We start from the raw sequence: 13,439 nt of genomic DNA on the forward strand, positions 1-13,439 counted from the left end.
TTTATTATGATACATTTGCTGATTATTGATGCTTTAAACCTGATCCGCCGCATTCATGCGGCATCAGGTTCTTCCTGCCAGACAGTGTGTGAACAGAGCGTCAACCAACTGCTTGGTCACACACAACCTACCCATGCCGTAGCAGTCTTCGATGAGGATGACAGAGACGGTAGTTGGCGACATCAGCTCTTACCTGATTATAAAGCTGGTCGCACGCCAATGCCTGATGACTTGCGACAACAATTACCTGAAATTAAAGCCATGTTGCTTAATTTAGGAATACAGAGCTGGCACTCAGGTGGAGATGAAGCAGATGACGTTGCTGCAACATTGGCAACCAAAGTTGCAGAAGCGGGTTTTCGAGTTACGATTATTTCAACGGACAAAGGTTATTGCCAACTACTTTCGCCCTCTATCCGTATACGCGATTATTTTCAGCGACGCTGGTTAGATTTAGAGTTTATTAGAGCTGAATTTGGTGTTGAACCATCTCAACTTACCGACTATTGGGGATTAACGGGTGTAAGCAGCAGTAAAGTGGCTGGTGTTCCCGGTATTGGCCCCAAAAGTGCCACTGAGCTTTTACATATTCACCCAGATCTAGAATCGCTTTATCAGCATATTGATGATGTCCCTACTAAATGGCAAAACAAACTTATCACCCATAAAGAGTCTGCTTTTATCAGCCGAAAAATCACCACATTACGTACTGATATTCAATTAAACGGTAATCTACAACAGTTACGTTTAAAATAGCTAAGTTCCCAATCATCAAATCAAGACTCAACTCACTGATATTTTTAAATAACTAGCCCATTAAAAAAGGCGAAGCTTATAAATAGAAGCTTCGCCTTTTATTGTCATCAATAAATCAATGTACTTGGGTCGTTTTAGAATTCACGATCTGGTCGATAAGCAGCCCAAATATTTTGAATATGAACCGTGATCTCTTCTCTATCATGATAAAGGTGCTTAGCTTGGATCTTAGCGTTGATCCCTTTTTCCGCTAACTCTGACTTTATTTTTTCAAGGATATGAGAAACTTCCTCATAACGTTTTTTCATTGGCAGTTTTAGGTTAAAGATAGCTTCACGACACCATTCATTAGCAATCCAAGTCGTCATTAATGCAGCAACTTTAGCTGGTTTTTCAACCATATCACAAACAAGCCATGTGATATTTTTAGATGTAGGTTCAAATTTAAAGCCATCAACTTGGTGATGACGAACTTGCCCTGTATCCATTAAAGATTGTGCCATTGGACCATTATCAACAGCATGTACCATCATGCTGCGTTTCACTAGTTGATATGTCCAACCGCCGGGGCATGCACCTAAATCGACCGCTTTCATTCCGCTTGCTAAACGCTCATCCCACTCCTCATAAGGAATGAAAATATGAAATGCTTCTTCAAGTTTTAGTGTCGAACGACTTGGTGCATCAGATGGGAATTTTAATCGAGGAATACCCATGTAAAATGCAGAATTATTGAAACTATAAGAATAGCCAACATAACAACATCCCGGTGCAATAAAAAACACATGGATAATAGGACGGCTAAAATTCTCAACTTTCAGCAAAATTTTCTCATTACGTAAATGATTACGTAATGGCACCGTAAATTTACGGCAGAATTTTAATAATTCCTTACTTTCGTTAGTGTCTGCAACTTCAACTCGCAATTCACCCGCTTTTTCAACAACACCTTTTAGCATTCCAACGATCGGTGTAATTCTATCTTCTGGCGGTAAATCTTTAAGTAATTCACCAGTCACAAACATCTGACGAGCAAAAATTAATTCACGGAAATTCACTTCACGCGCGATCTTGTCCGCGTCACCTTCTTGGTAGCATTCAAAAATCACATAACCACTTCCCTCTTTAACACGAGGGAAGCCGTAAACGCCAATTTGACCTGCTTTATCCGTAATCTCAGCCGCGCACTCTTTTTCAAAACCTTGGCGACAATATAATGCAACTTTATTCATGGCGAGACGCCGGTGCCCTTAGACGCAAAGCGCCAATAAAAATTAAAGCCCAACCAATAAGAAAACTAAATCCACCAATTGGCGTAAAATAAGATAATAATCTAACTTGTGTTAGCGCCATACAATAAAGGCTACCACTAAAAAGTAGAATACCAACACCAAAGAAAATACCTGCCCAATAAAACCATAAAATGGTTTTACGCATTAACATTGCCGCGATCCCGACAAGTAATAAGGTATGGACAATTTGGTAGCGCATCGCTAACTGAATGTAATCCCAATGTTGTGGCGATAAATGAGGTGCTAGCTTATGGGTTGCAAATGCACCAAAAGCAACATAAAAGAAGCCACTAATCGCGGAAAACATAAGCAATGTACGACTATTCACTGTTTATTCCTTCCTATCTAGGAGATATTTGCTAATTGCAATATTAAGATGATGTCAATAAACCCAGCTTTTCTTGCTCATTCGCTGCTTGAGATAAAATCCATTGACGAAAAGCCGCAATTTTACCCAATTCAGCCTGACTATCTTGGCAAACTAAATAAAATGCATTTTTACTAACAAGGACATCTGAAAAAGGTCTTACTAATCGGCCTGATTCTATTTCACTACGAGCCATTACATTATTAACTAATGCAACACCTTGTCCATGTACAGCAGCCTGTATCACCATTGAACTATGGCTAAAAATAGGTCCTTGTTGCACATTTATCTGATTTTGTATCTCTAATTGACGTACATAAGCTTGCCAATCTCGACGAGATGTATCATGTAGCAGTGTATGATAAATCAGATCGGATGGGGTTTTTAGTGGTTTTTCACCTGTAAGTAAAGATGGCGCACAAACAGGGATTAAATATTCTGCATAAAGACGGTCTGTACGTAACCCAGTCCAATTTCCTCGACCATAAAAAATAGCCACATCAACATCATCAGCCAGCTTATCTTCTTCTCTATCAACAGCCTGAATTCGCACATCAATCCCCGGATAAGCTTGGTTAAATCCGGATAACCGCGGTACTAACCATTGAATAGCAAAACTTGGAGAAAGGCTAACGGTAAGAGCGCCTTTCGCGCTTCGAGCTAATAATTTACGAGTTGCCTCGTTAATTGATGAAAAGATTTCTTTAATGTCGAGATAATAACTTTGCCCTTCTTCTGTTAATAAGAGAGAGCGATTGCGCCTTCTAAATAATTTTAGCCCAAGAAATTCTTCTAATGTTTTAATTTGGTGGCTCACTGCTGCTTGTGTCACAAATAATTCTTCAGCGGCTTTAGTAAAACTTAAATGACGTGCCGCTGAATCAAAAACCCTAAGCGCATTTAATGGCGGTAAACGTTTAGACATATTCGGTTCTTAAACCCCTATTTTGGCTATTAGTAGACCCTAGCTTTCATCATTAGTTTTTTTTATGCGAAGCATTATAAATTGTCCCTTGATGATTAGCCAGTAAATACCTATAGTAAGCGCACTTCCTAAGCCGGAACGAAAAGTTGTGTAGTAGTAATACTGCAAAACTTTTGGCTTTGTGGTTGTGATGTTGTGTTTGCAAGTTGTCTGGAAATTCCAGACTTAGTAGCTGATGCTACTGTTTTTTTTCACTTCCTGTACATTTACCCTGTCTGTCCATAGTGATTTTATAGTGCACCGCCAAGGCGGTGCTTTTTTTATTCCCTATTTTTCTCTACTTTTTAATTACTCACACATACTGTTTTAATGTTTTCATCCATTTTTTATAATAAAGTTATCATCATTATTCTAAAAAAACTCACCATAAATTATCCTAAATAAATTTAAACAAGAAAAAATAGAATATTAATCTGATCCCAGTGATTTTTTATTGAGTGAACTTTCACCATCTTAATCGTGTTATTATAGACACAATGAGCCAGAACAAACGGATGCTCCTAGGTTTCCGTTATAAATAAATATAATTAACCGTATAATCTATACACCCTATTTTAACGACAAATCGCGAAAATTTATTCGTCTACCAATACAGCCTAACTATGAACGTATTTTCACCTGATTTATTTCGACAACAATTTCCTGCTCTTAAAGAAAAGACTATTTATCTTGATAGTGCAGCGACTGCATTAAAGCCTCTCGCCATGATAGAAGCCTCAGATGCATTTTATCGCTATAATTTTGCGACAGTTCACCGTAGCCAATATCAACATGCTAAAAAAACAACACAACAATATGAGGCGACGCGTCAACAAGTTGCTGAATTAATCAATAGTACTGATAGTGATACGATTATTTGGACAAAAAGCACCACAGAATCACTCAACTTTATTGCTCAAGGCTATTTTCGTCCACGCTTGCAAGCAGGCGATGAAATAATTGTTAGTGAGCAAGAGCATCATGCAAACCTTATACCTTGGTTGATACTGGCAGAACAGACAGGCGCACGGGTGATCCGCTGGGCAATAGAGGATAATTTTTTACCTTCAATTGATAGCTTAAATGCTTTAATCAATAAACGGACACGAATTGTCGCTGTTAACCAAATGTCGAATGTAACAGGCGCTCAAATCGCATTAGATAAAGTGTCTCATTGTGTTCATCAATATGATAATTGCTTACTGGTTGTCGATGGTGCACAAGGTATTGTTCATCACCCGACAGATGTCACGGCACTCAATATCGACTTCTATGTTTTTTCTGCTCATAAACTTTATGGCCCTAATGGATTAGGTATTTGTTATGGTAAACGTGAACTTTTAGAAACGATGGCACCTTGGCATGGTGGTGGAAAAATGCTAACTAACGCAACATTTGATGGCTTTACTCCAGCTCCTATCCCTCAGCGTTTTGAAGCTGGGACTCCTAATATCGCAGGTGTTATTGCATTTTCAGCGACATTAGCATGGTTAGAAAAACAAGATATGCATCATGCTAACCAATATACCCTTGAGCTTGCAGATGAAGCAGAGAAGCGCCTCAGTGAGCTAAATGGGTTTATCAGTTACCGAGCAGCTAACTCATCGGTTGTTTCTTTCAATTTCGAAGGTGTTCATCATAGTGATTTAGCCACACTAATCGCAGAGAAAGATATTGCATTACGCACAGGGCAACACTGCGCTCAACCTCTTATTGATTCATTAAATATTTCAGGTTGTTTACGCATTTCTTTTATGCCTTATAATCAACACGCTGATATCGATGCTTTTATTAATGCCGTTAAATTTGCTCTATCACTCTTAAAAGATGAATAATTGAAATGAATAACAACACACCTCTGCTTGCAACTCAGCACCCATTTGGTCATGAAATTACCTTGGCAATCTTGCTTGAAGATTTTCAAAAATCAAAAGCATGGGAAGATAAATACCGTCAATTAATTCAACTCTCGCGTAAATTACCTGCATTACCTGATGAATTAAAAACAACAGAAAAAGAGATCAAAGGTTGTGAAAATAGAGTGTGGCTTGGTGTCGAATTAAATAATAACGGCAAATACCATGTTTATGGTGATAGTGATGGTCGCATTGTAAAAGGCTTACTGACTATTATTTTAGCTACTGTTGAAAATAAAACGGCGCAAGAAATAGCAGATATCGATATGTTAGCGATTTTTGGTCAATTAGGATTGGCTAATCACATTAGCCAATCTCGCACTGACGGAGTGAATGCGATTATCGCACGGCTAAAATCACTCACCTCTCAATCATAACCTTAGCTGAGACTCAAAATCTCAATATATACTAAAAATATATACTCTAAATAATTCAAGTCACAGCTAGGTGACAAGTGAATGAATCGCTAGGAGCATACATAAGTATGTGACTAGTTCGAATGAACGCTGTGGCTTGAAGTATCATGAGTACGTTGAGCTTTCGCTAGCATCTTCTTCAACGCATGAGATACCGCAATAAAACCAAACGACGCCGTTACCATCGTTACTGCACCAAATCCCGCAGAGCAATCCATGCGTTTTACACCATCTGCCGTACTTTTTGCCGCGCAAACCGTACCATCACCTTGTGGGTAAACCAGTTGTTCTGTTGAAAAAACACAATCTATTCCTAATTTTCCTTTACTATTTTTTACGACATTAAAATCAGATTTCAAACGCTCTCTTAGTTTAGCAGCTAAAGGATCTTGAATTGTTTTAGCTAAATCAACCACTTGAATTTGTGTTGGATCGATTTGCCCTCCAGCACCACCTGTTGTGATCACTGGAATTTTATAACGACGACAATAAGCTAATAACGCAGCTTTTGGTCTTACACTATCAATTGCATCGATGACATAGTCAAAGTTGTTATTCATCATTTCAGCGACATTATCCACCGTGACAAAATCATCAACACTAGTCACTTTGCATTCTGGGTTAATTTCTAAAATACGCTGTTTCATCACTTCACATTTTGGTTGACCTACACTCTCTTTCAGCGCATGTATTTGCCGATTAGTGTTAGTCACACACACATCATCCATATCAATTAAGGTGATAGCACCAATACCACTGCGAGCTAGTGCTTCAGCAGCCCAACTGCCGACACCACCTATACCCACGACACAGATATGAGCCTGAGCAAAACAAGACAACGCTTTTTGCCCATAGAGTCGCCCTATTCCAGAAAAGCGTTGTAAATATGAATCTGATAATGAATTTTGCATAATGCGATAACAACCTAAATAACAGAAATAATCATGGCTATTAATATCAATAGCCATGTCGTTTGCATAATTTTACCGTTAATAACGAACAGATAAAGAGTAAATCGTTTTTATAACGAAGGGTTTAATGAGTTAAGCTGTGATTTTTTTAATACCCAAACACGTCCATAATGATTATAAAAACCTGCCATATGACCGGCATCTTTACCAATTCCATGATAAATATCGAAATGGTGCCCTTTAATTGCACCACCTACATCTAATGCCACCATTAAACGCATTTGATATTCACCTGTAAAATTACCTGCATTATCAAGTACAGGAATTTCAGCCAGTAACACCGTTCCTGCTGGAATAATACTTCTATCTGAAGCCACAGAGGCAAGTGCAACAAGTGGGATAGCACTAGCACCTCTAACGGGTGTAAAAGGCTCTGGTTTGAAAAAAACAAATGACGGGTTTTCTTCTAATAATTTCCTTACTTCAGCATCATTGTGCTTATCAGCCCAATCTCTAATAGCGAGCATAGACATATCTTTTCTTTCTACTTCACCATTATCAATAAGCACTTTTCCAATACTACGGTAAGGATGCCCGTTTTTCCCTGCATAACCAAAGAAAGTTAAAGGTTTACCATCACCAAAATCAACATAGCCGCTTCCCTGAACTTCCATCATAAAATTATCCATAATCGAGTTACTGTAAGCTGCAATTAAAGATTGGCTTAATGCACCATTATAAATAGCAGCACGGGAAGGCAATTTTGAACGACTGTTTGCTGGCATTTTATAAAGAGGATATTGAAACTCACCTTGTGGCGTTAAACGAGCTTCAAGAACAGGAGTGTAATATCCCGTAAATTGAACATTTCCGTACTTATCAACCCCTTCCATTTGAAATGCAGAAATATTGAATCGACGTAATTGGCGTGTATCTGCACCAGAGCGTATCCAATTTTCGACCGCCTGATAAGTCTCTTTATTGCTATTATACAAACGAGATGATGTTTGGTTTATCTGACTTACTTGTTGTAAGTAATCAGGGCCATTAATAGGTGTACCTTGTGTATTTGGCGAACTTACCTCAATAAGATCTTGCTTAAGCTTTCCATCTTTATACTGTTGCCCTTGCTCTGTTGGACGATGACATCCAGTCAAGGCAAGCGCTAACATACCTAAAATTAACGATTTTCGCCAAGTAACCATTTTTGACCCGCTTAATGACTAAATTTGAGTATTGATTTTGACTTAGAAAGATACCAAAGCAAAATCAATAAAGATATGAATATACCGATTGCTAAAGGTTTTCTATTATCACCCAATCAATATGACTTTTAAACATCAAGTATATATTCTAAATACCTTGAAGTAGGACGTGTATAACTGCCTAAATTTACACCTTGATGTGTTATTTCTGACCGTTTTTAAAAGAAAACTGTAAAAATTTCATAAAAAACTTGCAACTCGGCAGATCCTGAGTATAGTGCCCCTCTGTGGAGACGCGGGGTGGAGCAGCTTGGTAGCTCGTCGGGCTCATAACCCGAAGGTCGTCAGTTCAAATCTGGCCCCCGCAACCAATTCACAAAGCAGTAAGTTATAGTATCAGTCGCGGGATGGAGCAGCATGGTAGCTCGTCGGGCTCATAACCCGAAGGTCGTTGGTTCAAATCCAGCTCCCGCAACCAATTCTATAAACAACAATTCAGTCGCGGGATGGAGCAGCATGGTAGCTCGTCGGGCTCATAACCCGAAGGTCGTTGGTTCAAATCCAGCTCCCGCAACCAATTTCTCTTCAAGATTTCCTCTTATTTTTACTTTCTCTCTTAATTCACAAACCTAATCGTATCAATCATAGATTTATTACATTAAATTTCTGTTATCTCAATAACGCATTGTATTAGATAGATTTATTGTGCTGAAAATGCAATAAGAGACTCCAATAGAAAGCGAATGATCTTGGCTTTCTATTGGAATATAAGAAAAAGGTATAGGAAGAAATTAGCTACGATCAGCTAGCGTTAATTCACCGCCATTAGCAAAATAAGCTTTGATCCCTTTGAAAATAGACTCTGCGATCTGTTGCTGGAATTTAGCAGTTTTTAGCTTTTTCTCTTCTTCAATATTACTGATAAAAGCCGTTTCTACTAAGATAGAAGGGATCTCAGGAGCTTTTAATACCGCAAAACCTGCCTGATCGACTTTATTTTTATGCAGTTTATTAATCCCACCCAATAGCTTCAGCACTTCACTACCAAATTTTAGGCTATCATTAATAGTCGCAGTTTGTACGAGATCGAGCATTGCATGGTCTACATAGCGATCGCCACTTTTACTCACCCCACCAATTAAGTCAGCCTCATTTTGTGTTTGAGCGAGATAGCGTGCCGTGTTACTGGTTGCGCCCGTTTTTGATAATGCAAAAACAGAAGAACCTCTTGCAGAGCGGTTTGTAAATGCATCAGCATGAATAGAGACAAATAAATCTGCCTGCATTTTTCTCGCTTTAGCAACACGTACTGTCAATGGAATAAACACATCTTCATTACGTGTCATATACGCCTTCATTTTGGCGTCTTTATCAATGAGCGTTCTTAAGCGACGAGCAATTTGTAAAACCACATCTTTTTCACGTGTTTTATATTTACCAATTGCGCCCGGATCCTCACCACCATGTCCCGGATCGATCATGATAATAATGGGTCTATCTCGCCCTGCTCTGCCTGGTTTGCGTGTGTCGGTTTGTGCCGGTACAGCTTGTTGTAAATCACCGTCATTATATTCACGCAATAGCGCTAAAAGAGGATCTTCTTCCGTGTCAGCGCCGTGGCTTGGGTAGAAATCTAACACCAAACGGTTTTTAAATTCAGCCACAGGTTTAAGTGTAAACATTTGTGGTTGTACAGGTGTTTTTATTTCAAATACCAGTCGTACTGTTTTAGGTGTATTTTGACCAACGCGAATAAGCTTTAAATACGGATCGCTAGTCTGAACCTGATTAGCGATACCTTTCAGCACGCTATTAAGTTGGATACCTTCTAAATCCACTACAATACGTTCTGGGTTTGATAGTGCAAACTGACGATATTTCAACGGCGTACTGGATTCTATAGTCACGCGAGTATAAGTCGAGGCAGGCCAAACCCTCACAGCAACAACAGATGCTGTGGCAGCAAGGCCAACAGGACTAACACTTAACAATAATAACGCGCCAATTCCTTTAACAAGACGACGACGAGTTTGATTGTGCTCAGAATGACTCATGAAAATATTCCAAAAAAACGATTAACGTCAATAAACTCTAAAAAGAGATAAAAAAAGTTAAGAACAAAAAACTTTACCCAATCCACTCTTCACTGTCACTTAAAAACAGCACAATTACTCACTTTTACACGAATATTCTGCCTTCAGGGAAAACAATAAGATAGGATTTTACTTGCCATTCCTCTCCAAAAAGAATAAAAATACATTAAATGCGAATAAAAATTCACTTGAGAGGGTTTTATGAAAGAGCGTAGCACCGAATTGGTCGATGGATTCCGCCACTCGGTTCCGTATATTAATGCGCATAGAGGCAAGACGTTTGTCATTATGTTGGGTGGCGAAGCCATTGCTCACGAAAACTTCCCATCTATCATTAATGATATTGGGTTGTTACACAGCCTAGGTATTCGTTTAGTAGTTGTTTATGGTGCTCGTCCACAAATAGATACGGCTCTTGAAGTGCAAAAGGTATCTCCGATTTATCATAAATATACGCGCATCACAGATAGCAAAACCCTGGAAATTGTTAAACAAGCTGCGGGTACATTGCAACTCGATATTACGGCTCGCCTATCAATGAGTTTAAGCAACACGCCATTACAAGGTGCACATATTAATGTTGTTAGTGGTAACTTTGTTATCGCACAACCATTAGGGGTTGATGATGGTATTGATTATTGTCATAGCGGAAAAATCCGTCGTATCGATGAAGAAGCTATCCATCGCCAATTAGACAGTAATGCCATTGTATTAATTGGCCCAGTTGCGGTATCTGTGACAGGTGAAAGCTTTAATCTCACTTCAGAAGAAGTAGCAACACAGCTTGCGATAAAGCTTAAAGCACAAAAAATAATTGGTTTTTGTTCATTCCAAGGTGTTGTCGATGAAGAAGGGCACATTGTTTCTGAACTATTACCTAACCAAGCCGAAGATAAAATTCGAGAGCTACAAACGGAAGGTGATTACCACTCAGGTACAGTAAGATTCTTACGGGGAGCAGTTAAAGCCTGCCGTCGTGGTGTAGAGCGCAGCCACTTACTAAGTTATCAATCTGATGGTGCTCTTATTCAAGAATTATTCTCTCGTGATGGTATTGGTACTCAAATCGTCATGGAGAGTGCAGAGAAAGTTCGTAGAGCGAATATTAATGATATTGGTGGCATACTCGAACTTATTCGCCCATTAGAACAACAAGGTATTTTAGTCAGACGTTCAAGAGAGCAATTGGAAGTTGAAATTGACCAATTCACCATTATTGAACGCGATAATATGACTATTGCATGCGCAGCACTCTATCCTTATCCATCAGAAAAAATTGGTGAAATGGCTTGTGTCGCAGTACACCCCGATTATCGCAGCTCTTGTCGTGGTGAAGTTTTACTACAACGTATTTCAGCTCATGCTAAGCAATTAGGGTTAGAAAAGCTGTTTGTTTTAACAACTCGCAGCATACACTGGTTTCAAGAAAAAGGATTTGAACCAGCTGAAATAGATAAGCTACCGATTGAAAAACAAGCACTTTATAATTACCAACGCCGTTCTAAAATTTTGATTTTAGATTTACATAAAGAGTAATTACCAAATATAAAAAAGACAGGTATCCCTCTCAATGCCTGTCTTTTATTATTTTTCATTATTAACTAATGGCTAATAACGTAATTTATCAATTAATCCACTTCGACGCTGAATACGCGTTTGTATTGCCATTCTCACCATCAACTCCGAGGCATAAAGAGAAAGCTTCTGTTTAGCCCGTGTTAATGCGGTATATAACAATTCACGACTAACAACAGGTGAAAATTTATCGGGCAATACTAGCGCTGTATGAGTAAATTCAGAACCTTGTGATTTATGCACTGTCATTACATACGCAGTTTCATGTTGTGGTAACCGACTAGGTTGGATTGCTTTCAATTTTCCATCAGGTAGTTGGAAAAAAGCTTTCATTTCACCTTCATCATTATTGAGCATAATGCCAATATCACCATTAAACAGACCTAGCGTACTGTCATTTCGTTGGATCATAATCGGGCGTCCAATATAATCACTTTGATAACTATTTGTAGGACGGCGGATCAATCGCTGGCGGTGCAATAGCATTTCAATTCTGTCATTTAAACCACTCACACCAAAAGGGCCATCCCTTCGCGCGCACAATAAACGGTATTGGTTAAATGCATTAAGAATAATATCAGGTGATGCTTTTTTAGAAACTAAAGTGAGATACTCTCGATAAGCGTTAACGGCATCTTGTATCATTAGTAAATAGCTTTCTTTGGATTCTAAAGCAATAAAGCTCACATCTTGAGGCTCTAATGCCATTTCAAGCTGTTGTGGGCTAACCTCTGCTTTTTTCAACAACGCAATGGCTGTTTTGGTCTGTCCTTTATTAACCGCAAAAGCAAGTTGTCCTATCCCTGAATCCTCACCAAAGCGATAGCTTTTTCGTAGCAGACACAGAGAATCACTAACGACAGAAACTGGTGTTTGAGAGACAGGAATGATATCGGTAGATTTAGCCAACTCACCTTGGGTTAAGTGGTTAATCTGATCAAATCTCTTTTGACTAAAACCATCTTCAGAAAAACGGCAAATATCACCTAATACAGCGCCCGCTTCAACAGAAGCAAGTTGGTCTTTATCACCTAAGAAAATAACGTGACATTTTGGTGGAAGTGCATCAATCAATCGCGCCATCATAGGTAAATCAACCATTGATGCTTCATCAACCACTAAAATATCAAGCTGCAATGGATTATCTTTATGATAACGCACTTGCTGGCTTTCAGGTTGAGCGCCTAATAAACGATGAATAGTTTGTGCCTGCTTTGGCATCCATTTATTTTCTTCTTCGCTTAAATTAAGTTGTGCCAGCGCGTTACCTAAAGATTCAGTTAATCTCGCGGCGGCTTTACCTGTAGGAGCCGCTAATTGAATAATCGGCTTTTCATTCGATGTGAGCATCACAAAAGCTGCTAAAATTTTAGCTACTGTTGTGGTTTTCCCCGTTCCTGGACCTCCAGAAATAATAGAGATAGGGCTTGTGATAGCAACACTCGCGGCCACTTTTTGCCAATTTGTTTCTTGGCTTTTTTTCGTTGTTGGAAAAAGTTGGGTGAGTACTTTAATTAATTCATTCTCATCAATATCAACAATGGCATGCTCTTGCCTAAAAAACTGAGCAACTTTCTCTTCATAGCTCCACATTCTTTGTAAATAAAGAAGTTCATTATCTAAAATAATGGGGGAAGGAGAATCATCGCTACTTTGATTAACACAATGACAATGAGTCAATTCTTCTACTATTTTTTTAGCAGAAGGCTTACCCATTTTTTGCCAAATTTCTTGTGCAAACTCCTTTTGCCTACCATCAAACAGTTGATCTTTTTGAATAATACTCAATGGTAAACAAACATGACCCGCTCCAGTTTGAGCACTCAAATAAGCAAATACAAACAGTAAAATAGGGTTTTCATCTTCCACCAGCATTTGTGCAAATCGAAGATCTAAAGGCCGTAATAAGTTTTGTGTAATCGCTTGTTCTAATAGTTTGATCAT

11 protein-coding genes and 3 tRNA genes are annotated in these 13,439 nt (G+C 38.8%); 7 read left to right on the forward strand and 7 right to left on the reverse strand.

What is annotated here, in order from left to right; genetic code table 11:
- Positions 1–6 precede the first annotated feature (6 nt).
- Positions 7–756: a flap endonuclease Xni gene (gene xni, locus NBG71_RS13100; protein ID WP_075671728.1), complete on the forward strand. Its 750-nt coding sequence runs from the start codon at positions 7–9 to the stop codon at positions 754–756.
- Positions 757–890: 134 nt separating this feature from the next.
- On the opposite strand, the gene rlmM is transcribed toward xni, so the two are convergent.
- The 3 genes from rlmM to NBG71_RS13115 are packed head-to-tail and all read right to left on the reverse strand — an operon-like array spanning position 891 to position 3,340.
- Positions 891–1,988: a 23S rRNA (cytidine(2498)-2'-O)-methyltransferase RlmM gene (gene rlmM, locus NBG71_RS13105; protein ID WP_075671730.1), complete on the reverse strand. Its 1,098-nt coding sequence runs from the start codon at positions 1,986–1,988 to the stop codon at positions 891–893.
- On the reverse strand, positions 1,981–2,376 hold the full coding sequence (locus NBG71_RS13110; protein ID WP_075671732.1) for a DUF423 domain-containing protein: 396 nt from the start codon (positions 2,374–2,376) through the stop codon (positions 1,981–1,983). Before NBG71_RS13110 ends, rlmM begins: the two co-directional genes overlap by 8 nt.
- 43 nt (positions 2,377–2,419) lie before the next feature.
- A complete protein-coding gene (locus NBG71_RS13115; protein WP_075671734.1) occupies positions 2,420–3,340 on the reverse strand; it encodes a transcriptional regulator GcvA in 921 nt (306 codons plus the stop codon).
- A 662-nt stretch (positions 3,341–4,002) separates the two neighbouring features.
- Here NBG71_RS13115 and csdA point away from each other — a divergent pair.
- Both csdA and csdE read left to right on the forward strand, forming a co-directional pair.
- On the forward strand, positions 4,003–5,214 hold the full coding sequence (csdA, locus tag NBG71_RS13120) for a cysteine desulfurase CsdA (protein ID WP_250916914.1): 1,212 nt from the start codon (positions 4,003–4,005) through the stop codon (positions 5,212–5,214).
- A gap of 5 nt (positions 5,215–5,219) precedes the next feature.
- Positions 5,220–5,672 (forward strand): cysteine desulfurase sulfur acceptor subunit CsdE, encoded by a 453-nt coding sequence (csdE, locus tag NBG71_RS13125; RefSeq protein ID WP_109420103.1) that lies wholly within the window; start codon positions 5,220–5,222, stop codon positions 5,670–5,672.
- Between the two features lie 113 nt (positions 5,673–5,785).
- Here csdE and tcdA read toward each other — a convergent pair whose 3' ends face one another.
- Both tcdA and mltA read right to left on the reverse strand, forming a co-directional pair.
- Positions 5,786–6,622, reverse strand: coding sequence for a tRNA cyclic N6-threonylcarbamoyladenosine(37) synthase TcdA (tcdA, locus tag NBG71_RS13130; RefSeq protein ID WP_250916972.1), 837 nt, complete (start codon positions 6,620–6,622; stop codon positions 5,786–5,788).
- A 110-nt stretch (positions 6,623–6,732) separates the two neighbouring features.
- The gene (gene mltA, locus NBG71_RS13135) at positions 6,733–7,827 is read right to left on the reverse strand and encodes a murein transglycosylase A (protein ID WP_075671740.1); all 1,095 of its coding nucleotides are present in this window, start codon (positions 7,825–7,827) and stop codon (positions 6,733–6,735) included.
- Positions 7,828–8,121: 294 nt separating this feature from the next.
- Between mltA and NBG71_RS13140 the strand changes: the two genes are divergently transcribed.
- From NBG71_RS13140 to NBG71_RS13150, 3 genes are all read left to right on the forward strand, one after another.
- Positions 8,122–8,198: transfer RNA gene (locus NBG71_RS13140), tRNA-Met, on the forward strand.
- A gap of 30 nt (positions 8,199–8,228) precedes the next feature.
- Positions 8,229–8,305 (forward strand) — tRNA-Met (locus NBG71_RS13145).
- 22 nt (positions 8,306–8,327) lie between these two features.
- Positions 8,328–8,404: transfer RNA gene (locus NBG71_RS13150), tRNA-Met, on the forward strand.
- A gap of 214 nt (positions 8,405–8,618) precedes the next feature.
- Here NBG71_RS13150 and amiC read toward each other — a convergent pair.
- Positions 8,619–9,881: an N-acetylmuramoyl-L-alanine amidase AmiC gene (amiC, locus tag NBG71_RS13155; RefSeq protein WP_075671742.1), complete on the reverse strand. Its 1,263-nt coding sequence runs from the start codon at positions 9,879–9,881 to the stop codon at positions 8,619–8,621.
- Positions 9,882–10,121: 240 nt separating this feature from the next.
- Between amiC and argA the strand changes: the two genes are divergently transcribed.
- Positions 10,122–11,456 carry an amino-acid N-acetyltransferase gene (gene argA / locus NBG71_RS13160; protein WP_075671744.1) on the forward strand — a complete coding sequence of 445 codons (1,335 nt, stop codon included), beginning with the start codon at positions 10,122–10,124 and terminating at the stop codon, positions 11,454–11,456.
- A gap of 72 nt (positions 11,457–11,528) precedes the next feature.
- Here argA and recD read toward each other — a convergent pair whose 3' ends face one another.
- Positions 11,529–13,439: an exodeoxyribonuclease V subunit alpha gene (gene recD, locus NBG71_RS13165; RefSeq protein WP_099660196.1), complete on the reverse strand. Its 1,911-nt coding sequence runs from the start codon at positions 13,437–13,439 to the stop codon at positions 11,529–11,531.

The sequence above is a fragment of the Proteus sp. FZP2095 genome (assembly GCF_023701425.1).
Classification (GTDB): Bacteria; Pseudomonadota; Gammaproteobacteria; order Enterobacterales; family Enterobacteriaceae; genus Proteus; species Proteus cibarius.